The organism is Streptomyces sp. NPDC006372 (genome assembly GCF_040612515.1).
Taxonomy (GTDB): domain Bacteria; phylum Actinomycetota; class Actinomycetes; order Streptomycetales; family Streptomycetaceae; genus Streptomyces.
On record NZ_JBEXQJ010000004.1, the window covers coordinates 331,021 to 352,097 of the forward strand.

Annotated in this window: 18 protein-coding genes; 11 read left to right on the top strand and 7 right to left on the bottom strand. The window is 72.4% G+C overall.

The window, feature by feature from the left end:
- Positions 1-72: 72 nt before the first annotated feature.
- The 4 genes from ABZ016_RS11065 to acs all read right to left on the bottom strand — a co-directional run bounded on the left by ABZ016_RS11065 (position 73) and on the right by acs (position 5,228).
- Entirely contained in the window at positions 73-1,011 is a 939-nt protein-coding gene (locus ABZ016_RS11065) for an alpha/beta hydrolase (RefSeq protein WP_356916257.1), read from the bottom strand.
- The gene (locus ABZ016_RS11070) at positions 1,008-1,496 is read right to left on the bottom strand and encodes a phage holin family protein (RefSeq protein ID WP_356916258.1); all 489 of its coding nucleotides are present in this window, start codon (positions 1,494-1,496) and stop codon (positions 1,008-1,010) included. Before ABZ016_RS11070 ends, ABZ016_RS11065 begins: the two co-directional genes overlap by 4 nt.
- A gap of 134 nt (positions 1,497-1,630) precedes the next feature.
- Positions 1,631-3,067: a Na+/H+ antiporter NhaA gene (nhaA, locus tag ABZ016_RS11075; RefSeq protein WP_356916259.1), complete on the bottom strand. Its 1,437-nt coding sequence runs from the start codon at positions 3,065-3,067 to the stop codon at positions 1,631-1,633.
- Positions 3,068-3,272: 205 nt separating this feature from the next.
- The gene (acs, locus tag ABZ016_RS11080; RefSeq protein ID WP_356916260.1) at positions 3,273-5,228 is read right to left on the bottom strand and encodes an acetate--CoA ligase; all 1,956 of its coding nucleotides are present in this window, start codon (positions 5,226-5,228) and stop codon (positions 3,273-3,275) included.
- A 257-nt stretch (positions 5,229-5,485) separates the two neighbouring features.
- On the opposite strand from acs, the gene ABZ016_RS11085 reads away from it, so the two are divergent.
- Positions 5,486-6,100, top strand: coding sequence for an RNA polymerase sigma factor (locus ABZ016_RS11085; RefSeq protein WP_356916261.1), 615 nt, complete (start codon positions 5,486-5,488; stop codon positions 6,098-6,100).
- Complete coding sequence (locus ABZ016_RS11090; RefSeq protein ID WP_356916262.1) at positions 6,097-6,723, top strand: hypothetical protein; 627 nt, start codon at positions 6,097-6,099, stop codon at positions 6,721-6,723. Before ABZ016_RS11085 ends, ABZ016_RS11090 begins: the two co-directional genes overlap by 4 nt.
- 113 nt (positions 6,724-6,836) lie before the next feature.
- On the opposite strand, the gene ABZ016_RS11095 is transcribed toward ABZ016_RS11090, so the two are convergent.
- Entirely contained in the window at positions 6,837-9,215 is a 2,379-nt protein-coding gene (locus ABZ016_RS11095) for a SulP family inorganic anion transporter (RefSeq protein ID WP_356916263.1), read from the bottom strand.
- Positions 9,216-9,509: 294 nt separating this feature from the next.
- Between ABZ016_RS11095 and ABZ016_RS11100 the strand changes: the two genes are divergently transcribed.
- Both ABZ016_RS11100 and ABZ016_RS11105 read left to right on the top strand, forming a co-directional pair.
- The gene (locus ABZ016_RS11100) at positions 9,510-10,772 is read left to right on the top strand and encodes a hypothetical protein (protein WP_356916264.1); all 1,263 of its coding nucleotides are present in this window, start codon (positions 9,510-9,512) and stop codon (positions 10,770-10,772) included.
- A gap of 86 nt (positions 10,773-10,858) precedes the next feature.
- Positions 10,859-11,683 (top strand): oxidoreductase, encoded by an 825-nt coding sequence (locus ABZ016_RS11105; protein WP_356916265.1) that lies wholly within the window; start codon positions 10,859-10,861, stop codon positions 11,681-11,683.
- A 341-nt stretch (positions 11,684-12,024) separates the two neighbouring features.
- On the opposite strand, the gene ABZ016_RS11110 is transcribed toward ABZ016_RS11105, so the two are convergent.
- The gene (locus ABZ016_RS11110; RefSeq protein ID WP_356916266.1) at positions 12,025-12,858 is read right to left on the bottom strand and encodes an HAD-IB family hydrolase; all 834 of its coding nucleotides are present in this window, start codon (positions 12,856-12,858) and stop codon (positions 12,025-12,027) included.
- 584 nt (positions 12,859-13,442) lie between these two features.
- On the opposite strand from ABZ016_RS11110, the gene ssd reads away from it, so the two are divergent.
- The 7 genes from ssd (at position 13,443) to ABZ016_RS11145 (ending at position 18,578) form a co-directional block, all read left to right on the top strand.
- Entirely contained in the window at positions 13,443-14,546 is a 1,104-nt protein-coding gene (ssd, locus tag ABZ016_RS11115) for a septum site-determining protein Ssd (RefSeq protein WP_356916267.1), read from the top strand.
- Positions 14,543-15,838 (top strand): TadA family conjugal transfer-associated ATPase, encoded by a 1,296-nt coding sequence (locus ABZ016_RS11120; RefSeq protein ID WP_356916268.1) that lies wholly within the window; start codon positions 14,543-14,545, stop codon positions 15,836-15,838. The genes ssd and ABZ016_RS11120 overlap by 4 nt, the downstream gene beginning before the upstream one ends.
- The gene (locus ABZ016_RS11125) at positions 15,838-16,710 is read left to right on the top strand and encodes a type II secretion system F family protein (protein WP_356916269.1); all 873 of its coding nucleotides are present in this window, start codon (positions 15,838-15,840) and stop codon (positions 16,708-16,710) included. Before ABZ016_RS11120 ends, ABZ016_RS11125 begins: the two co-directional genes overlap by 1 nt.
- Positions 16,707-17,495 (top strand): type II secretion system F family protein, encoded by a 789-nt coding sequence (locus tag ABZ016_RS11130; RefSeq protein WP_356916270.1) that lies wholly within the window; start codon positions 16,707-16,709, stop codon positions 17,493-17,495. Before ABZ016_RS11125 ends, ABZ016_RS11130 begins: the two co-directional genes overlap by 4 nt.
- A gap of 108 nt (positions 17,496-17,603) precedes the next feature.
- On the top strand, positions 17,604-17,813 hold the full coding sequence (locus tag ABZ016_RS11135; RefSeq protein WP_356916271.1) for a DUF4244 domain-containing protein: 210 nt from the start codon (positions 17,604-17,606) through the stop codon (positions 17,811-17,813).
- The gene (locus ABZ016_RS11140) at positions 17,800-18,165 is read left to right on the top strand and encodes a TadE family type IV pilus minor pilin (protein ID WP_356916272.1); all 366 of its coding nucleotides are present in this window, start codon (positions 17,800-17,802) and stop codon (positions 18,163-18,165) included. The genes ABZ016_RS11135 and ABZ016_RS11140 overlap by 14 nt, the downstream gene beginning before the upstream one ends.
- Positions 18,162-18,578 (top strand): Rv3654c family TadE-like protein, encoded by a 417-nt coding sequence (locus ABZ016_RS11145; protein WP_356916273.1) that lies wholly within the window; start codon positions 18,162-18,164, stop codon positions 18,576-18,578. Before ABZ016_RS11140 ends, ABZ016_RS11145 begins: the two co-directional genes overlap by 4 nt.
- On the opposite strand, the gene ABZ016_RS11150 is transcribed toward ABZ016_RS11145, so the two are convergent.
- On the bottom strand, positions 18,520-21,048 hold the full coding sequence (locus ABZ016_RS11150) for a DEAD/DEAH box helicase (RefSeq protein WP_356916274.1): 2,529 nt from the start codon (positions 21,046-21,048) through the stop codon (positions 18,520-18,522). The two genes, ABZ016_RS11145 and ABZ016_RS11150, sit on opposite strands and share 59 nt — an antisense overlap.
- Positions 21,049-21,077 lie beyond the last annotated feature (29 nt).

The following is a 21,077-nucleotide window of genomic DNA, read 5'->3' on the forward strand; positions in this document are numbered from 1 at the left end:
CACCGAAGGCGCTCACTCGGTCACCGACCACTCGGTAACCGATCACTGAATCACCGCTTACCGATCATCCGGTCAGCGATCCGGTTCGGGGTCTTTCAGCCAGTTGATGAGCTCCGAGGAGAACGCGACCGGGTCCTCCTCGTGCGGGTAGTGACCGAGACCGTCGAACAGGCGCCAGCGGTAAGGGGCTTCGACGTACTCGCCGGAGCCCGCCGCGCTGCGGGTGCGCATCACGGGGTCGAGCGAGCCGTGCAGATGGAGCGTCGGCACGCGCACGGGCCGCTTCATCCGGCGGTTGAACTGGATGCCGTCCGGGCGGGCCAGCGAACGCACCATCCAGCGGTACGGCTCGACCGCGCAGTGCGCCGCGGAGGGGATGCACATGGCACGGCGGTAGGTGTCCAGGGCCTCGTCCTCCGGCGGGCGCGGCCCCGACCAGTCATGGATCAGCTCGGCCACGAGCGCCCCGTCGTCGGCGGTGAGCTGCCGCTCCGGGATCCAGGGCCGCTGGAACCCCCAGATGTGTGAGCCGGCGCGGGTCTGCTTGACGTCCCGCAGCATGGCCGAGCGCCAGCGCCGCGGGTGCGGCATGGACGCGACCGCCAGCCGCCGCACCAGCTTGGGGCGCATCGCCGCCGCCGTCCACGCGAGGTAGCCGCCCAGGTCGTGGCCGACCAGCGCGGCGTCCGGCTCGCCGAGCGAGCGGATGACGCCGGTGACGTCGAGCGCGAGGTTGGCGGGGTCGTAGCCGCGCGGCGTGCGGTCGCTGCCCCCGACGCCCCGCAGGTCCATGGCGACGGCCCGGAAGCCGGCCTCGGCGAGGGCCACCAGCTGGTGCCGCCAGGTCCACCAGAACTGCGGGAAGCCGTGCAGCAGCAGGACCAGCGGCCCGTCGCCCAGCTCGGCGATGTGGAAACGCGCGCCGTTGGCGGCGACGTCGCGGTGGCTCCAGGGTCCGTCCAGGAGTACGGCCGGGGCTGGTTGTGCCGGGGGAGTGGCGGGGTCCGTCATGACGACGAGCGTGCCACAGCCTCGATGGCCTCGGGGACGCGGTCCTCGGCGAGCTCCGGACGCGGGTGCGGCTTGGCCTTCTGCAGGACGCCCGCGGTCTCCTTCATCGAGGCGGCGACCTTCTGCGGGCCCTTGCTCTTCTTGGCCTTCTTCGCGAAGACCACGCCGATCAGCGCGAGCACGACGGCGACCAGCACGTTCGCCGCGAAGGACAGCAGGAAGCAGATCGCGAGGTTCCAGTCGCTCCAGGTCCGGATGCCGTACGCCAGCGCGAAGTTCAGCATCGGCAGGGAGAAGATCAGTACCGCGCCGGCCATCGAGAAGGCGCCGCCGCTGGTCGCGCCGCGTTTGACGTCCTGCTTGAGCTGCGCCTTGGCCAGCGCGATCTCGTCGTGCACCAGCGCCGACATTTCCGCCGTCGCCGAGGCGAACAGCTGGCCGATGGTGCGTTCGGCGCCGACCGGGCTGCCGTCGGGTGCGCTCATCGCGGTCTCCCTCTTCTGCTCTTCTGCTCTGCGTACGGTCCGATTTTTCGCGTTCTGTGTCCGGCCGGCCGCAGTCGTCCGACTGCGTACGGCCTGACTGCGTACGGTCCCGTCTTTTGTACCGTCTCGTCAGATCATGCCGGACGGTGGTGGTCCTCGCCTGCCCCGCCCGGTACTTCGGCAAGCCCGTGCCGCGTCGCTGCCTTCTCCTGGGCGATCCGGCGGTGTTCGGCGGCCTTGCGGTCGTAGAGGGCGGCCAGGCGCAGGTGGTACGCCGGGTCGTCCTCCTCGTAGACGTCCGGGATGCCGTCGAGGTCCTCGTCGCGCTCCTCGGCCTCCCACAGCCGGCGGTACTTGGCGTTCCGTATCTTCAGCAGCACGGTCGCGAGTGTCGCAGCGATGATCGAGCCCAGCAGGACGGCGGCCTTGACCTCGTCCGTCATGGTCTGGTCACCCTCGAAGGCGAGTTCGCCGATGAGCAGCGAGACGGTGAAGCCGATTCCGGCGAGGCTCGCCACCGCGAAGACGTCCGCCCAGGCGAGGTCGTCGCTGAGCGAGGCCCGGGTGAAGCGGGCCGTCAGCCAGGTCCCGCCGAAGATGCCGACGGCCTTGCCGACGACGAGCCCGAGCACGACGCCGAGGGTCTCGGGCTGGGTGAACACGTCGGTGAGCGCGCCGCCGGAGACGGTGACGCCCGCGCTGAACAGCGCGAACAGCGGTACGGCCAGACCTGCCGACAGGGGCCGTACGAGGTGCTCGATGTACTCGCCGGGCGAGCGGTCCTCGCCCTCGCGGCGGTGGCAGCGCAGCATCAGGCCCATGGCGACGCCCGCGATGGTGGCGTGGACGCCGCTGTTGTACATCAGCGCCCAGACGACCAGGGCGAGCGGCACGTACACGTACCAGCCGCGTACGCCCTTGCGCAGCAGCAGCCAGAAGACGACCAGGCCCGCCACGGCGCCGCCGAGCGCGGCGAAGTTCAGGTCGGCGGTGAAGAACACCGCGATGATCAGGATCGCGAAGAGGTCGTCGACGACGGCGAGGGTGAGCAGGAAGGCCCGCAGCGCGCTCGGCAGGGAGGTGCCGATGACCGCGAGCACGGCGAGGGCGAAGGCGATGTCGGTGGCGGTCGGCACGGCCCAGCCGGCCAGGGAGCCGCCGCCGGTGAGGCCGGTGACGGTGTAGACGAGCGCCGGTACGGCCATGCCGCAGAGGGCGGCGACGACCGGGAGCGCGGCGGCCTTGGGATCACGCAGGTCGCCCGCGACGAGCTCACGCTTGAGCTCGATCCCGGCGACGAAGAAGAAGAGCGCCAGCAGCCCGTCGGCTGCCCAGTGCGCCACCGACAGATCCAGGCCCAGGGCGGCGGGCCCCAGGTGGAAGTGAGAGACGCTCTCGTAGCTGTCCTGGAGCGCCGGGATGTTCGCCCAGAGCAGTGCGGTGACCGCCGCGGCGAGCAGCAGTACTCCGCCGACGGTCTCGGTGCGCAGCGCGTCCGCCACATAGGTCCGCTCCGGCAGTGACAGCCGGGCGAGGATCTTGCGGGGGGTGCTGGGGCGGGGCGCTGTCACGGGGAGGACCTCCGGTCGGTGGGCAGGGCTGAGCGCATGCCGACCAGACTTCCCGGCGCACCATGGAGCAGTTGTTTTGCTTAGTTTAGGTAAAGACAGGGCTGAGCGCACGTGACGATCACGCGCGCGGTCATCACCACGGACGCCACAAGGGCACCCGGCGTGCTGTCCGCCGGGTGCCCTTGGCCTGGTGCGCTATGCCTGATCAGTCCTCGCTGGGCGCGGCGGGCAGCTTGCTCTGGATGAGGTCCATGACGGTGGAGTCCGTCAGCGTGGTGACGTCACCGAGCTGGCGGTTCTCGGCGACGTCCCGCAGCAGTCGGCGCATGATCTTGCCGGAGCGGGTCTTGGGCAGCTCGGCCACCGGCAGGATCCGCTTGGGCTTGGCGATCGGGCCGAGGGTGTTGCCGACGTGCGTGCGCAGCTCGGAGACCAGGTCCTCGGTCTCGGCGGCCGTACCGCGCAGGATCACGAACGCGACGATCGCCTGCCCCGTCGTCTCGTCCGCCGCGCCGACCACGGCCGCCTCGGCGACCGAGGGGTGGGACACCAGCGCGGACTCGACCTCCGTGGTGGAGATGTTGTGCCCGGAGACGAGCATGACGTCGTCGACGCGGCCCAGCAGCCAGATGTCGCCGTCGTCGTCCTTCTTGGCGCCGTCACCCGCGAAGTACTTGCCCTCGAACCGCGACCAGTAGGTGTCGATGAACCGCTGGTCGTCGCCCCAGATGGTGCGCAGCATCGACGGCCACGGCTCGGTCAGCACCAGGTAGCCGCCCCCGCCGTTCGGCACCTCGTTGGCCTCGTCGTCGACGACCGTCGCGGAGATGCCGGGCAACGGCGTCTGCGCGGAGCCGGGCTTCGTCGCGGTCACGCCCGGCAGCGGGGTGATCATCATCGAGCCGGTCTCGGTCTGCCACCAGGTGTCGACGACCGGGGTGCGGTCGCCGCCGATGTTCTTGCGGTACCAGATCCACGCCTCGGGGTTGATCGGCTCGCCCACCGAGCCCAGCACCCGCAGGCTCGACAGGTCGAACTTGGCGGGGATGTCGTCGCCCCACTTCATGAACGTGCGGATCGCGGTCGGCGCGGTGTAGAGGATCGTCACGCCGTACTTCTGCACGATCTCCCAGAAGCGGCCCTGGTGCGGGGTGTCGGGCGTGCCCTCGTACATGACCTGCGTCGCGCCGTTGGCCAGCGGGCCGTAGACGATGTACGAGTGGCCGGTGACCCAGCCGACGTCGGCGGTGCACCAGTAGACGTCGGTCTCCGGCTTGAGGTCGAAGACGGCGTGGTGGGTGTAGGCGGTCTGGGTGAGGTAGCCGCCGGAGGTGTGCAGGATGCCCTTGGGCTTACCCGTGGTGCCCGAGGTGTACAGGATGAACAGCGGGTGCTCGGCGTTGAACGCCTGCGGGGTGTGCTCCACGGACTGGCGGTCGGTGATCTCGTGCCACCACACGTCGCGGCCCTCGGCGAAGGCGACCTCCTGGCCCGTGCGGCGCACGACCAGGACGTGCTCGACGATGCCCGCCTTCTCCACGGCCTCGTCCACGGCCGGCTTCAGCGCGGACGGCTTGCCGCGCCGGTAGCCGCCGTCGGAGGTGATGACCACGCGCGCGTCGGCGTCCTTGATGCGGGTGGCGAGCGCGTCGGAGGAGAAGCCGCCGAAGACGACCGAGTGCGCGGCGCCGATGCGGGCGCAGGCCAGCATCGCGATCGCCGTCTCGGGGATCATCGGCATGTAGACGGCGACCCGGTCACCGGCCTGAACTCCCAGCTCCAGCAGCGCGTTGGCCGCCCTGGAGACCTCGTCCTTGAGCTCGGCGTAGGTGATCGCGCGGCTGTCGCCGGGCTCGCCCTCGAAGTGGATGGCGACGCGATCGCCGTGCCCGGCCTCCACATGCCGGTCGACGCAGTTGTAGGCGACGTTGAGTTCGCCGTCCTTGAACCACTTGGCGAACGGCGGGTTCGACCAGTCGAGGGTCTCGGTGGGCTCCTTGGCCCAGGTCAGCCGACGGGCCTGCTCGGCCCAGAAGCCGAGCCTGTCAGCCTTGGCCTGTTCATACGCCTCCGCCGTGACGTTGGCGCTCGCGGCCAGGTCGGCGGGGGGTTCGAACCTGCGCTCTTCCTTCAAGAGGTTGGCCAGGCTTTCGTTGCTCACGACGTCTCCCGTTCTCAGGGTTGTCCGCTGTGTCCCAGGCCACAGCTCATCAGAACCGGCGGCCCGATAGCAAGGGCCGACGACATATTGGTTTAGACCTCTTTGCGGGGTGTTTACGCAGGCCTGCCGCCCGTGGCTCGCGGCGGCCCGGTCATCCGTACCCACGGACGCCGACCGGGCAGAGTTCAGCCTCTGTAACGCCTCTCACAGTCCGGCCCAAGTACAGGTGAAGCGCACCCGCGAGAAAGGACAGGCGAGTGGACGGCATACGGGGCGGGCCCGCAGCGGCGGCCCACGACCCCCAGCTCTTCGAAGAGTTCTACCGGCGCCACGTGGACGCCGTGATGTCTTTCGTGGCCCGGCGTGTCGCCGACGTCCACACGGTGGCGGACCTGACCGCCGAGGTCTTCCTCGCGGCCCTCGACTCCGCCCACACCTACCGCCCGGGCCGGGGCGACGAACGGGCCTGGCTCTACGGCATCGCGCGCAACATCGTCTCCTCCGAGCGCCGCCGGGTCGCCCGTGAGACGGCGCGGAACCTCCGTATCTCGGGGCGGCGGCTGCTGGAGCCCGACGACATCGCGCGGCTCGAGGACAAGCTCGACGCCGAGAGCCCGGGACGCCGGGCGCTGGCCGCGCTGGAGCGGCTGCCGGACGGCGAACGGGCCGTCGTCGAACTCGTGGCCGTGGACCAGCTCACGGTCACCGAGGCCGCCGCGGCACTCGGCATCCGCCAGGTCACGGCCCGGGTGCGGCTGCACCGGGCCCGCAAGGCCCTGCGGGCGGAGGCGGACCCGGCCACGGAGACCCCGCCCCGCCCGTCCCTGTCGTACGTCACCGGCGGAGCCGGAGGAACCGGAGGAGAGGCATGACCACGAAGACCACGTTCGAGGACCGGCTGCTGGCCGAGCTGCGGCACGAGATCGAGATGCGCGAGTCCGCCGCTCCCGCCCCGGCGGTCCCTCAGCGACGCTCCATGCTCGCGGGGGTGCTCACGGGGCGGAGGCTCGCCCTGGCCGCGGGTGCCTGTGCCGTGACCGGGCTGGTGCTGGCGCTCGTGCCGGGGTCACCGGCCGAATCCCCGGCGTACGCGGTGGAGCGGCACGGCGACGGCAGCGTCACGCTCACCCTCACGAAGATCGCGATAGGTGAGAAATCCCAGCGCCGACTGGCCGAACGCCTGCGCGCCGAGGGCATTCACGTGACCATCGACAAGCTCCCCTTCGGTCACGTATGCGCGCAGCCACGCGGCACGATGCCGGCGGGCAGCGTGACACGGGGGTACATCGGCAAGCCGCCGAAGGAAGGCTCCGTCCCCGTCGGCGGGCCCACCGACCCGGACTTCCACCGCAACTGGCAGGTCACCCTGCGCCCCGGCGACTCCCTGGGCATGGAGAACGCCGGCCGCAAGGACGGCAAACCCGGGCTCAGCTCCGAGTCGTTCTACGCGGTGAAGGGCAAGATCAAGCCCTGCGTGCCGGAGTCCCACGTCTGAGGCGGCCGGCGGGCGACGTACGGGGGTCGCCGCTCGCCTTCGCCCGACCTGGCCTGTCAGGGGCCGTTGGGCAGGGGCCCCGCCCGGCCGCTGCCGTGAGCGGGGCTCCTTGCTCACACCGGCTGTTCGGCCTCCCGTACGTGGTCGAACACCAGGTCCCCGTCCACTTCGGTGAGCAGATAGGCCTGGGCCTCGCCCACGTGGAAGTACATGCCGTGCAGCTCCAGCTCGCCCTCCCGCAGGGCGCGGGCGACCGAGTCGTGGGCGCGCAGGTGCTCCAACTGCTGGACCACGTTGGTCAGGCAGAGCTGCTCGACCGAGTCGGCGGGCGGGCGTCCGCCCAGCCGGGCCGGCGGCCGGTTGCCGTCGCCCATGTGCTCCAGGCTGGGCAGCCCGTGCCGCAGCCACCGCCTGAGCGGCGTCCGCGCACCGCCGGGATCGGAGCTGAGCAGCGCCTGCATGGCCCCGCACCCCGAGTGCCCGCACACCGTGATGGACCGCACCCGGAGCACGTCCACGGCGTACTCGATCGCGGCCGCCACCGAGTCGTCGCCGCTCTCCTCGCCCGGCAGCGGGACGAGGTTGCCCACGTTGCGCACCACGAACAGGTCACCCGGACCACTGGAGGTGATCATCGACGTGACCAGTCGGGAGTCGGCGCAGGTCAGGAAGAGCTGCGAAGGCTGCTGCCCCTCGCGAGCCAGCCGGGCCAGCTCGCTGCGCACCAGGGGCGCGGTGTTGCGCTGGAACGCGCTGATGCCACGCGCCAGTTCACGCCCGCTGGTTCCGTTGGTTCCGCCGGTGCCCGTCGGGTCCGGCTCGGAGCGGTCCGTCCTGCCCGGGGCGGTCCCGGACGCGGGAGTGGACCGGGGGCGTTCGCACTGGTGGTTGCGCCAGGGCGTCCAGGGCCGGCAACGGCAGCCGGTGGAGGCCTGGGGCTCGGAGATGCGCGTGCCGGGGTGCCGGCCGGTGATCTCGACCGTGCCTCCCTGTGCGGTGTGCGTCTTCTGCCAGTCCTGCAAGGTCTCGTACGCCGCGTGGTCCATGAACGAGCCGTCCAGCTCGACGACCGTGTCGGCGCCGTGGGGCACGAGATGCAGGGCCCGGCTCAGCCGTGGCACCGCGAGGAACGTCAACTGTCCTCTGGCGTGTACGTGGTGGACTCCTTCCCTCTCCTCGTGCGTGATGCGGGTGCGGGTGAGGCGGTGCAGGGCGACACCGACCGCCATGGCGATGCCGAGCGCCACGCCCTGGAGGACGCCGAGGAAGACGACTCCGAGGGTCGTGACGGCGTAGACCCACACTTCGCGGTGGCGCGTCACCGTGCGGATGTGGTGCAGGGACACCATCTGGATGCCGACGGCCATCACCAGGGCGGCGAGCGAGGCGAGCGGGATGAGCTCCAGGATCGGGACCATCAGCAGCGCGGCGATCACTACGAGAACGCCGTGCAGCATCGTGGAGTTCCGGCTGACCGCACCCGCGTTCACATTCGCCGAACTGCGCACGGCGACACCGGCGATGGGCAGTCCGCCGAGCGAGCCGGAGACGATGTTGGCGGCGCCCTGGCCCAGCAGTTCGCGGTCGAGGTCGGAGCGTCCGACGCGGGCGGACAGGCCCGGTCGGCCGGCCACCAGTTTGTCCACGGCGACCGCGCCGAGCAGCGACTGCACACTGCACACCAGCGTGATGGTCAGCACCGCGGCGACGAGGCCGAGCCCTGGGCCCTCGGGCAGCCCGGCCAGGGCGTGGTTGCTCCAGGACGGCAGGTCTACCTTGGGCAGGCGGAGGCCGGCGAGGGAGGCGGCCGCGGTGGCTCCGGCGACGGCCACGAGGGCCGCCGGAACCTTGCGGAGCAGTCGCCCGGCGGCGCCGGGCAGTCTCGGCCAGAGCAGCAGCAGCGCCATCGTCAGCAGGCTCACCGACACGGATGCCGGGCGCATGTGGGCCAACTGGGCGGGCAGGGCCCGCAGGTTGTCGGGCACGGAGCTCTGGGGTGTGCCGCCGAGCACGATGTGCAGCTGGGCGACGGCGATGGTGACGCCGATCCCGGCGAGCATGCCGTGCACGATGGCGGGGCTGACGGCGAGGGCGCCACGCGCCACGCGCAGGCAGCCCAGGCCGAGTTGGGCGAGGCCGGCGAGGACGGTGATGGCGCAGGTCGTCCGCCAGCCGTAGCGCTGGATGAGGTCGGCGGTGACGACGGTGAGTCCGGCGGCCGGCCCGCTCACCTGGAGCGCGGAGCCGCCGATCCGTCCGGCCACGAGCCCGCCCACCGCGGCGGCGACGAGGCCGGCCTGGAGGGGCGCGCCGGTGGCGAGGGCGATGCCCAGGGACAGGGGCAGAGCGATCAGGAAGACCGCGATCGAGGCCGACACGTCGGCACCCGCGATCCGGAATCGGCGGGGGCCGCTCGGCGGCGGGCTGTGGGGTGGATGGGTGCGCTCGGTCCGGTTCGGATCGGCGGCGCGTGTGGGGACGCAGGCTGACATGGTTTCCCGTCTCCTCCGGGGCTGCGCGGTCGCGTGACTGGGGGTCCCGCTCGGGGCGGGGGTTCGGTCGCGGCCGTGGGTCACGGCGTACATCGGCGGGATGAATCAACGTTCAGTAAACGGATCGTAATGCAGAGTAAAGGCCAAGCATAGACTTTACGGGCAAATGGGTGAATAAATCACCCCCAAGAGTGAAGTGGCTATTTCATCGGCTTGTCGTACTAATTCCTTCTTCGTCTCGTGCGAATTTGGCGGCGTTGTCGCACCCGAGAGAAGGAAGAAGGTGGGCGACACATGGCCACCCACAGGATCGCCGCGGGCTCGGTGATCGCCGCGGTCTGCGCCGCATCGCTCGCCGGTTGCGCGACCGGCACGCCCCGGCAGGAGGCCCCCGCCCCGCGGAAGCCGAAGCCGGCCCAGGCCCCGAAGAGCGTGGTCCGGCTGATCGGAGACGGCTCCACCGCCTACACCGGCGCCCAGCCCCACCTGCCCAGACCCGAGCGGCTGCGGCCCGGCCAGAAGCCGCCCCAGTTCGTCGTCTTCTCCTGGGACGGCGCCGGAGAGGACAGCCAGAAGCTGTTCTCGCACTTCCGCAAGGTCGCCAAGGAGAACCGCGCGACCATGACGTACTTCCTGAGCGGTGTGTACATGCTGCCTGAGGAGAAGCGCGACCTGTACCGGCCGCCACAGCACTCGCCGGGCCGCTCCGACATCGGCTTCAACGACCGCCGCGGCATCGCGGCCACCGTGAAGCAGTTGCGCCTGGCCTGGCTGGAGGGAAACGAGATCGGCACCCACTTCAACGGCCACTTCTGCGGCAGCGGCGGCGGGGTCGGCGAGTGGTCTGTGAAGGAGTGGAAGGACGAGATCAACCAGGCCAAGCAGTTCGTGAAGACCTGGAAGACCAACACCGGCATGAAGAATGCGTCACCGCTGCCCTTCGACTACGACAAGGAACTCATCGGCGCCCGAACCCCCTGCCTGGAGGGCCGGCGGAACTTCATCAGGGCGGCCGGCGACCTGGGCTTCCGCTACGACACCAGCGGCGTCAACGACCAGGTCTGGCCCGGCAGGAAGCGCGGCCTGTGGGACCTGTCGATGCAGCTCGTGCCGTTCCCCGGCCACTCCTACGAGCAGCTGAGCATGGACTACAACTTCATGGTCAACCAGTCGGGCACCGACACCCAGGGCAACCCCGCCAAGCGCGACTTCTGGGGTGACCAGATGCGCGAGGGCCTGCTGCGGGGCTTCCACCGGGCCTACAACGGCAACCGCGCGCCCCTGATCATCGGCAACCACTTCGAGTCCTGGAACGGCGGCGTCTACATGCGGGCCGTCGAGGAGGTCATCGAGACGGTGTGCACCAAGGAGGAGGTGCGCTGTGTGTCGTTCCGCCGGCTGGCGGACTGGCTGGACGCCCAGGACCCCCGGACGGTGGCGAGGCTGCGCACGCTGAAGGTCGGCGAGGCGCCGAAGCAGGGGTGGGCGTCCTTCCTCGCGGGCCGGCCCACTCCGGCTCCGAAGGGCGCGCCGGGGGCTCCGGCGGCGAAGGGGTAGTCCGGACGGGCCGTCTCCCCGGCGGCCCGAGTGAGGAAGGCCACTCCGGCGTGGGGCGGGGCCTCGGGCTGCGTAGGGTCGTACTCATGAGTACAGCAGGCGCGACCGCCGATCCTCTCGCGGCCCTGGGGGCGCTGCCCGGTGTGGCCGAGTCCGTGGAGTCCGTACGCAAGGCCGTGGACCGGGTCTACGGGCACCGCATCATGCGGCGGCGCAGCAACGAGATCACCTCGGAGGCGGCCCTGCGCGGCGCCCGCGGCTCGGCGGCGCTGTCCGGTGCGGACTGGGCCCTGGAGGAGGTGCGCCGGCGTACGGACTTCAGCGGGGACGACGAGGCACGCGTCGTGGGGGCCGCCCTGCGTCTCACCGCGGAGGCGGGCCAGCTGCTGTCGATCTGGCGGCAGTCGCCCCTGAGGGTGCTGGCCCGGCTGCACCTGGTCGCGGCGGCCGACAAGGCGGACCAGGTGGGGCGGCCCCGGCAGGAGGGCGAGCCGGTCGACGAGCCGCTCGTCGGGCTGCCGTTGCCGGGTGCGGCCGAGGCGCACGGCCGGCTGGAGGGGCTGGGCGGGCTGGTCGTCGCCGGTAGCTCCGCGCCGGCCCTGGTGACGGCTGCCGTGGTGCACGGCGAACTGCTCGCGCTGCGTCCTTTCACGTCCCACAACGGCCTGGTGGCGCGCACGGCCGGACGTATCGTCCTGGTCGGCAGCGGTCTGGACCCGAAGTCGGTCTGCCCGGCCGAGGTCGGCCACGCCGAGCTGGGCCGCGACGCCTACCTGGAGGCCCTGGACGGGTACGTCTCGGGTACGCCGGAGGGCATGGCCGCCTGGATCGCCCACTGCGGCAGGGCGGTCGAACTGGGGGCGCGTGAGTCGACAGCCGTGTGCGAGGCGCTGCAGCGCGGAGCGGCGTGACGTTATCGGGCCATGGGGCCACATAAATGCGGCGGTACGAGAACTCGTACCGCCGCTGGCATGAGCATCGGGTTACCAAGCGTCCTCGGTATATGCCCATCAGGTCGGGAACTTTGCCCGTCACCTGGTGCGGCTGGCCCGTAATCGACGGGTCGACGTCGCGTGGGTGCCCGGTGTTCATGCGCGGTCCGTGGGGCCGAATGCGTATTGAAGGTGATCCTCTCGGATGTCCTTGGTCTCGCGGGCCGTTGAGTCCTTTGTACTCCTGCCGTGCAGTAAGCGGAAGTCCACCCTGCGCTTCTTTACTTTTGGGTTCAATCAGGACTTCGGGTCGTCGCGGGTCAAGCGGCCGTCGTCCGGCGTCGGTTGGCGTACCAGACGAGGCCGGCGGTGGCCGCCGCGGCACCTATCGCGGCGACCGCGACGAGTGCCGGACGCGGCGGTACGGAGAACGAGGGAATGCGCTGCTTGAGCCGGACCGGCCGGTGGAAGTCCAGGATCGGCCACCCGCGCGTGAGTGCCTCGCGGCGCAGGGCACGGTCCGGGTTCACGGCGTGGGGGTGGCCGACGGTCTCCAGCATGGGCACGTCGGTCGCCGAGTCGCTGTAGGCGTAGCAGCGGCTGAGGTCGTACCCCTCGGACGCGGCCAGGTCCCTGATGGCCTCGGCCTTGGTCGGGCCGTACGCGTAGTACTCCACCTCGCCGGTGAAGCAGCCGTCGTCGCCCACGACCATGCGGGTCGCCACCACGCGGTCCGCGCCGAGCAGCTCGCCGATCGGCTCGACGACCTCCGCGCCCGACGTGGACACGATCACGACGTCGCGGCCGGCGGTGTGGTGCTCCTCGATGAGGGAGGCGGCCTCGTCGTAGATGATCGGGTCGATCAGGTCGTGCAGCGTCTCGGCGACGATCTCCTTGACCTGCTGCACGTTCCAGCCGCGGCACAGCGCGGACAGATACGAGCGCATGCGCTCCATCTGGTCGTGGTCGGCGCCGCCGGCGAGGAAGACGAACTGGGCATATGCGGTTCGCAAGACGGCCCTGCGGTTGATCAGACCGCCTTGGTAGAACGACTTGCTGAACGTGAGCGTGCTCGACTTCGCAATGACCGTCTTGTCCAGGTCAAAGAAGGCCGCTGTGCGGGGCAAGGAGTGGTTTTCCACGCCCCTGAGCATAGGGGCAGCCCATTCGGCGTAAGGTGGGGCGCGTGGGTTTGCCTGAGAGGGCTCTCGGGTACACCATGGAAGTCACGGATCGTTCGCGACCGTGCTAACCCGGCCCGACTCCTCCCCCCCCGAGTCGGCCGTGGGGACGACCCCCGCTCTCCCCCCCGGCGGGGGTCGTCGCATGTCCGGGTGGGTTTTCTTCTTCCTTCAGGCGCCCGAAGCGCTGATCCCGTGGGTGTTCCGAGGGCTTTTGTCATGCTCATGATTGTTGACTGTGTGTAGCTGTCGGGCTGCTCTGCGGGAGTCGCACAGAGGGGCTGCGGGGGTCACCGGTATGGGTGAAGGCGATATTCACAACCAGCGGAACGTCCACAGTTATCCACCAAGATCCACACGATTTCCGGGATCGCTGCACCGTGATTCCAGCGCACCCCGCTCGCGGCGAGTTCGTGGCCGGTTCCGATAGCCGGGGGCGTTCGGCCGGATTGTGTCGGCCGTTCATAGGGAGGCCGTCTTGTCGGCTCTTCCCACGTTTGGGAATCGCGGGGCCGCAAGGGCCGCGCGAGTCAGGCAGCGAAGGGGGATGGACGACCGTGGCCGGAACCGTGACACACGATCCGCCGCCGGCCGCCGGAGGGCGGCAGGGCGGACCGCTGATCGTCACCGAGGACAGCGAACTCCTCGACGATCTGCTGCGCCTGTGCGCGGCGGCGGGCGCGACACCCGAGGTGCACCACGGGGTGCCGGAGCGCAGAGGAAGCTGGGAGGCCGCGCCCCTGGTCCTCGTGGGCGACGACGCGGCACTGCGGGTACGCGGGGCCGCCCGCAGAAGAGGAGTCGTCCTCGTCGGCAAGGACCAGGACGACTCCGGGGTGTGGCGGCGAGCCGTCGAGATCGGCGCCGAGCACGTCCTGATGCTCCCCGACGGCGAGCAGTGGCTGGTCGACCGCATCGCCGACGTGGCCGAGGGCGTCGGCCGGCCCGCCCTCACCGTGGGCGTCATCGGCGGCCGGGGCGGGGCCGGAGCGTCCACGCTCGCCTGCGCGCTCGCCGTCACCTCCGCGCGGGAAGGACTGCGCACCCTCCTCGTGGACGCCGATCCGCTGGGTGGCGGACTGGACGTACTCCTCGGCGGGGAAACGGCCGACGGACTGCGCTGGCCCGCGTTCGCGTCCTCCCGCGGGCGGGTCGGCGGCGGGGCCCTGGAGGAGTCGCTGCCCGAGCTGCACTCGCTGCGGGTGCTCAGCTGGGACCGGGGCGACCGGATCGCCGTGCCGCCGCATGCGGTGCGCGCGGTGCTCGCGGCGGCCCGGCGCCGGGGCGGCACGGTCGTGGTCGACCTGCCGCGCCGCATCGACGACGGCGTCGCGGAGATCCTCACCCAGCTGGACATCGGCGTGCTCGTGGTGCCGGCCGAGCTGCGGGCCGTCGCGGCCGCCGGGAGGGTGGCGTCCGCCGTCGGCATGGTGCTGCGCGACCTGCGGGTGGCGGTCCGTGGGCCGTACCCGCCGGGGCTCGACGAACGCGAGGTGGCGCGGCTGCTGGGACTCCCCCTGGTCGGCGAAGTGCCCGTCGAGCCGGGGTTGTTGCGCCCGGACGAGGGCACGGCACCTCCCGGTGCCGTCCCGCGCGGACCGCTCGCCCGGTTCTGCAGGCAGTTCTGGGAGCGGGCGCTCGTCGAGGCGGGTGCCGCGTGAGCGCGGCGGCGGGCACGGCGGCCGGACCCGAGGGTGCCGGGCTGCTCGACGGGGTGCGGCGGTGGCTCGCCGAGAGCGGCGCCGAGCCGACACCCGCGCGTGTGGCACAGGCCCTGAGGGAGCAGGGCCGGGTGCTCGGGGACGCGGAAGTCCTGGGAGCGGCATCGCAGTTGCGGTCCGAGCTGATCGGCAGCGGACCGCTGGAGCCGCTGCTGGCCGACCCGTCGGTGACGGACGTGCTGGTCTCGGCCCCGGACCGGGTCTGGGTGGACCGGGGCGGAGGCCTGGAACTGACGTCGGTGCGCTTCACCGACGCGGCGGCCGTACGACGGCTCGCCCAGCGCCTCGCGGCGGTGGCCGGGCGCCGTCTCGACGACGCCCGCCCCTGGGCCGACGCCCGGCTGCCCGACGGGACGCGGCTGCACGCGGTGCTGCCGCCGGTGGCCGTGGACTGCGCCTGCCTCTCGCTGCGGGTCGTACGGCCACGGGCCTTCACGCTCGGCGAGCTGGTCGCGGCGGGCACGGTGCCGCCGGGCGGTGACCGGGTGCTGCGCGCGCTGCTCGACGCCCGGCTGTCCTTCCTCGTCAGCGGGGGCACGGGCACCGGCAAGACGACGCTCCTGAGCGCCCTGCTGGGGCTGGTCGGACCGGAGGAACGGATCGTGCTCGCCGAGGACTCGGCGGAACTGCGGCCCGACCATCCGCATGTCGTGCGGCTGGAGACCAGACCCGCCAATCAGGAGGGAGCGGGCCTCGTCACCCTTGAGGACCTGGTGCGCCAGGCGCTGCGGATGCGGCCCGACCGGCTGGTCGTGGGAGAGGTGCGCGGACCCGAAGTGGTGCATCTGCTGGCCGCGTTGAACACCGGCCACGAGGGCGGCTGCGGCACCGTGCACGCCAATGCCGCCGCCGACGTACCGGCCCGGCTGGAGGCGCTCGGCACGGCCGCCGGGCTCGACCGGGCCGCGCTGCACAGCCAGGCGGCGGCCGCCCTCTCCGTGGTGCTTCACCTCGTGCGCGACCGGGCCGGGCGGCGGCGGATCGCCGAGGTGCACGTGCTGGAGCGGGACCCGACGGGGCTGGTGCGGACGGTGCCGGCCCTGCGGTGGGGAGCGGAAGCCTTCGTACGGGAGCGGGGGTGGGAGCGGCTGCGGGGGCTGCTCCGCGACGAAGCGAGCCGGAGCGGGGCGGAGACCGGCGCCGTGCACCGGCCGGGTGGCGGCGACGGGGGGCGCTGGATGGCGGGGGCCGAGGGGCCGCGTGGCGGAGTGAACTGTGAGGGGGCCGAGTGATGGCGGGGATGGCTGAGGTGTCGGTGGGGGCGGCCGTGGTGTGCATGGGGACGGCGGCCTGGCTGCTGGGTGAGCGGAACTCGGTGGCCCGGCGGGCGCGCTTGCTGCTCGCGGGCGGCCAGACCGTCGGGAGCGGGCCGCCCGGGTGGTGGTGGACGACCGACGGGCTGCGGCGCGTCCGTGGACGGCTGCGGGCCGAGTGGTGGGCTCCGGTGGCCGGGCTGGTGCTCGCGGTGCTCGGGGCGTCGGTGCTGCCGGCCGTCCTGGGGGCGGCCGGGCTGCCGCTGGTGCGGAGGGCCCGGTTGGCCGGCCTGGCCCGCCGGACCCGGGAGCGCCGGGCCGATGCGGTGATCGCGCTGTGCGGGGCGCTCGCCGGGGAGGTGCGGGCCGGTCGCCAGCCGGGCGAGGCTCTGCTGCGGGCCACGCGGGACTGTGGCGGACTCGCGGACGCACAGGCGACGGTGCTGGCGGCGGCCCGGTTCGGCGGCGATGTGCCGGGCGCGCTCGCGACCGCCGCACGGCAACCGGGCGCGGAAGGGCTGCGGGGACTCGCGGCCTGCTGGCGGGTGGCCGTGGACCAAGGCGCGGGCCTCGCGGCCGGACTGGACCGGCTCACCACCGCCCTGCGTGCCGAACGGGACCAACGCTCGGACCTGCGCGCCCAGTTGGCGGGCGCCCGCACGACAGCGGTGATGCTCGCCGGGCTCCCGGCCCTGGGGCTCCTCATCGGCACGGCCCTGGGCGCCGACCCCCTTCATGTCCTGCTGCACACCACGGCGGGCCTGGGCTGCCTGGTGGCCGGCGGGGCGCTGGAGGGACTCGGCCTGTGGTGGGTGCTGCGGATCGTGCGGGGCGCGGAGGAGGTGGCATGAGCGGGGAAGTTGTCCACAGGCTGGGGGTGACCGTGGGGATGCTGCTGGGCCTCGGGTGGTCGGTGCGGTGGCTGATGGCGGCCCGACGTCGTAGGAGGCTGCGACGCAGGCTGGCCGGGCTGTCGGCCCGGGAAGCAGCCGCCCCCGTCCAGCGCCTCGCGTTACGGGGTGCGGCGCGCAGGTGGCTCCCTCCCGTCGGCGTGGCGTGCGCCGGCTGGGCGTTGGTCGGCGGGCCCGCCGGTGTCGCGGTGGGACTGGCCGGTGCGGTGGGGATGTGGCGGTGGCGACTGCGGCAGGAGGCTGCCGGCACGGACGCACGGGCACCCGACCTCGCCGAGGCGGCACGGCAACTGCCCCTGGCCGCCGACCTGCTGGCGGCCTGCGTCGCCGCCGGAGCCGACCCGGTGATCGCGGCGCGAGCGGTGGGTGAGGCCCTGGGCGGCCCCGTGGGCGAGGCGCTGGTCCATGGCGCGGCGGAGGTACGGCTGGGCGGCGAACCGGGGTCCGCCTGGCGGAGGCTGGCCGCCGTCCCGGGCGCCGACGGCCTGGCCCGGCTGCTCGAACGGGCCGGTGTGTCCGGACTGCCCGCCGCCACGCCGGTCGCACGGATCGCCGCCGAGGCCCGCGCCGACCGGTGCCGCGCCGCGACGGCCAGGGCACGCCGAGCGGGCGTCATGGTCAGCGCACCGGTCGGGCTGTGCTTCCTGCCGGCGTTCATCGCGGTCGGGGTGCTGCCCGTGGTGATCGGGCTCGCGGGCGGGGTGCTCGGAGGGGGTGGTGGCTGAGGGCGGACACGGGCCGACAAGGCGACGAGGCCGACGAGGCCGACGAGGCCGACGAGACAAGTCAACGACGACCAGCAGAAGTTCGAACTCTTTCCTACGGGGGTTGAGATGTATCAGGCGGTACGGGCACGGCTGTGTGCCCAGGTGTGCGGAATGCGTGCGACGCGGAGGGACGCGGGGATGGTCACCTCCGAGTACGCGGTGGGCATCGTCGCGGCGGTGGCGTTCGCCGTGGTGCTCTACAAGGTGGTCACGAGCGGTGCCGTCGGCGCGGAGCTGCAGGGCATCGTGCAGGAAGCCCTCAATGCGCGGATGTGAGCGGGGTGCGGACCGGGGGTTCGTCACCGCGGAGTCGGCGGTCGTACTGCCCGTCCTGGTGATGTTCGCGATGGCGCTGGTCTGGGGGCTGCTGGTCGTGGCCGCCCAGATCCAGTGCGTGGACGCGGCACGGACCGGCGCCCGCGCGGCGGCCCGCCAGGACCCACCCGGCGCGGTGGTACGGCTGACCCGCGAGGCGGCACCGCGCGGCGCGAAGGTCACCGTCAGCCGGGGCGCGGAACACGTCCGGGTGGTCGTCGTGGCCGAGCCGCCGGTGCTGCACGGGCTGCCGTTCTCCGTGCGCGAGGAGGCCGTGGCGTCGGTGGAGGAGGCGGTGGGGGTGGGCACATGAGTCGGCGCGCCGAGGTGCGGGACCGGGGCATACGACGCCGAGTCAGGAGGGGCGCCGCCTCCGACCAGGGGTCGGCCACCGTCTGGAGCGTCGGGGCGATCGCCGTGCTGTGCGTGGTGTTCGGCGTCGTCCTCGCGCTCGGGCAGGCCGTCGTGGTCCGGCACCGGGCGGCGGGCGGTGCGGATCTCGCGGCGCTCGCGGCGGCGGACCACTGGGCCGAGGGTGGTCCGGCGGCCTGTGCCCGGGCCGGCCGGGTGGCCTCGGCACAGGGCGTGCGGCTGGTGCGGTGCGAGGTCGTCGGTGAGATCTCGGACGTGACGGCGGCGTCGGGCCGGGGGCCCTTCACGGCGCAGGTCAGGGCACGGGCGGGGCCTCCGACGGACCGGCCGGGTCTCCCGTCGCCCGCTCGGTAGCCTCGTCGGCTGACTCCTTCTCCTCCGGCGCCCCTTCCAGCAGCACCGTGAGCAGCCGCACCGCCCCCCTCTTGTGCAGCGGGTCGTTGCCGTTGCCGCACTTGGGGGACTGGATGCAGGACGGGCAGCCGGCGTCGCACTCACAGGAGGCGATGGCCTCGCGAGTGGCGGTCAGCCAGGTGCGGGCGGTGTGGAAGGCGCGCTCCGCGAAGCCCGCGCCGCCCGGGTGGCCGTCGTAGACGAAGACCGTGGGCAGGAGCGTGTCGGGGTGGAGCGGGATCGACACGCCGCCGATGTCCCAGCGGTCACAGGTCGCGAAGAGGGGCAGCAGGCCGATCGACGCGTGCTCGGCGGCGTGCAGGGAGCCGCCGAGGATCTCCGGGCTGATCCGCGCCCGGTCCAGCTGGTCCTCGGTGACGGTCCACCACACCGCCCGGGTGCGCAGCGTACGAGGAGGGAGGTCGAGCTTCGACTCACCCAGCACTTCACCGGTGATGAGCCGTCGGCGCAGGAAGGAGACCACCTGGTTGGTGACCTCGACGGACCCGTAGCACAGGCGTCCGTCGCCCCAGGGGATCTCCACGTCCGTCTCCAGGACGGAGATCGACGTCGTGTCGCGGGCGACCGTGGAGTAGGGCGGGGCGGCCTCCTCGACGAGGGCGACGGAGTCCTCCAGGTCCAGGGACCGCACCAGGTACGTGCGGCCCTGGTGGAGGTGGACGGCCCCCTCGTGCACCGTCGAGTGCGCGGCGCCCGCGTCGACCGTGCCGAGCAGCCGGCCCGTGCCGGTCTCGACCACCTGGACCGGGCGTCCGCCCGCGCCCCGGATGTCGGCCAGGTCGGCGGCGCGCTCGCGGCGGGTCCAGTGCCACGCCCTGGTGCGGCGGCGCAGCAGCTTCGCGGCCTCCAGCTGGGGCAGCAGGTCCTCGCAGGCCGGGCCGAACAGGTCGAGGTCCTCGTCCGTCAGGGGCAGCTCCGCCGCGGCCGCGCACAGGTGCGGGGCCAGCACGTAGGGGTTGTCGGGGTCGAGGACGGTCGACTCGACGGGCTGGTCGAACAGGGCCTCGGGGTGATGGACGAGGAAGGTGTCCAGCGGGTCGTCGCGGGCGACCAGGACGGCGAGGGCGCCCTGCCCCGAGCGTCCGGCCCGGCCCGCCTGCTGCCACAGCGAGGCGCGCGTGCCCGGGTAGCCGGCGATGACGACCGCGTCGAGGCCGGAGATGTCGATGCCGAGTTCGAGGGCGTTCGTCGCGGCGAGGCCCAGCAGTTCACCCGAATGGAGGGCGCGTTCGAGCGCGCGGCGCTCCTCCGGGAGATATCCGCCCCGGTACGCCGCGACACGCCGGACCAGCGACCGGTCGACCTCGGCCAGGCGCTCCTGGGAGATGACGGAGATCAGCTCGGCTCCGCGCCGGGACCGTACGAAGGCGACCGAGCGCACGCCCTGCACCGTGAGGTCGGTCAGCAGGTCGGCGGCCTCGGCGGTGGCCGTGCGGCGGACGGGAGCGCCCTTCTCGCCGTGCAGCTCGGTCAGCGGCGGCTCCCACAGGGCGAACACCAGTTCACCGCGGGGGGAGGCGTCGTCGGCGACCTCCACCACCGGCACGCCGGTGAGGCGGCCGGCGGCCGTCGCGGGTTCGGCGGCGGTCGCGGAAGCCAGCAGGAACACGGGCGAGGAGCCGTAGCGGGCACACAGGCGGCGCAGCCGGCGCAGCACCTGGGCGACGTGCGATCCGAAGACGCCGCGGTAGGTGTGGCACTCGTCGATGACGACGTACCGCAGTGACTTCAGGAAGGAGGACCAGCGCGGATGGGACGGCAGGATGCCGCGGTGCAGCATGTCCGGGTTGGTCAGGACGTAGTTGGCGTACTGGCGGATCCACTCGCGTTCCTCGAACGCCGTGTCGCCGTCGTACACGGCCGCGCGCACCGAATGGCCCAACGGATGTGAAAATTCCTTCACGGAGCGGCACTGATCCGCCGCAAGGGCCTTGGTCGGGGCCAGGTAGAGGGCCGTCGCGCCCCGTCCGCTGGGGGCCTCGGCGCCCTCCAGAAGAGTGGACAGGACCGGCACGAGATAGGCGAGGGACTTGCCGGAGGCCGTGCCGGTGGCCACGACGACCGATTCGCCGTCCAGGGCGTGCTCGGCCGCGCGTGCCTGGTGGGCCCAGGGATCTTCGATTCCCGCGGACCGCACGGCGGCCACCACCTCGGCGCGGATCCGGTCCGGCCAGACGGCATGCCGACCCTCGCGCGGGGGCAAGTGCTCCGTATGAGTAATGCGCGAAGCCCTGCTCGGGCCGGATGCGAGCCGGTCCAGGACCGCGCCCGGCGCGGGTCGGGAGACGGGGTCCGCCGGGCGTCGATCGGATCGGTGATTCTTGGCCATCGGCACCGAGTGTGTCACTGGAGTGACGGACAATGGAGCCAAGGCGTCGTGCACGCCTGCCGGTAAGTGATTGAATGCCATCGCGGCTGGCGAAGCGTCCAAGGGCTGAA

Excerpts from the sequence above, each read along its gene's own strand:
- ABZ016_RS11065 (WP_356916257.1), bottom strand. The coding sequence starts at position 1,011 with ATGACGGACCCCGCCACTCCCCCGGCACAACCAGCCCCGGCCGTACTC.
- ABZ016_RS11150 (WP_356916274.1), bottom strand. The coding sequence starts at position 21,048 with ATGGCATTCAATCACTTACCGGCAGGCGTGCACGACGCCTTGGCTCCA.
- ABZ016_RS11110 (WP_356916266.1), bottom strand. The coding sequence starts at position 12,858 with ATGCTCAGGGGCGTGGAAAACCACTCCTTGCCCCGCACAGCGGCCTTC.
- ABZ016_RS11130 (WP_356916270.1), top strand. The coding sequence starts at position 16,707 with ATGAGCGGGGAAGTTGTCCACAGGCTGGGGGTGACCGTGGGGATGCTG.
- ABZ016_RS11145 (WP_356916273.1), top strand. The coding sequence starts at position 18,162 with ATGAGTCGGCGCGCCGAGGTGCGGGACCGGGGCATACGACGCCGAGTC.
- ABZ016_RS11105 (WP_356916265.1), top strand. The coding sequence starts at position 10,859 with ATGAGTACAGCAGGCGCGACCGCCGATCCTCTCGCGGCCCTGGGGGCG.
- ABZ016_RS11135 (WP_356916271.1), top strand. The coding sequence starts at position 17,604 with ATGTATCAGGCGGTACGGGCACGGCTGTGTGCCCAGGTGTGCGGAATG.
- ABZ016_RS11070 (WP_356916258.1), bottom strand. The coding sequence starts at position 1,496 with ATGAGCGCACCCGACGGCAGCCCGGTCGGCGCCGAACGCACCATCGGC.
- ABZ016_RS11125 (WP_356916269.1), top strand. The coding sequence starts at position 15,838 with ATGGCGGGGATGGCTGAGGTGTCGGTGGGGGCGGCCGTGGTGTGCATG.
- ABZ016_RS11095 (WP_356916263.1), bottom strand. The coding sequence starts at position 9,215 with ATGTCAGCCTGCGTCCCCACACGCGCCGCCGATCCGAACCGGACCGAG.
- ABZ016_RS11100 (WP_356916264.1), top strand. The coding sequence starts at position 9,510 with ATGGCCACCCACAGGATCGCCGCGGGCTCGGTGATCGCCGCGGTCTGC.
- ABZ016_RS11090 (WP_356916262.1), top strand. The coding sequence starts at position 6,097 with ATGACCACGAAGACCACGTTCGAGGACCGGCTGCTGGCCGAGCTGCGG.
- ABZ016_RS11140 (WP_356916272.1), top strand. The coding sequence starts at position 17,800 with ATGCGCGGATGTGAGCGGGGTGCGGACCGGGGGTTCGTCACCGCGGAG.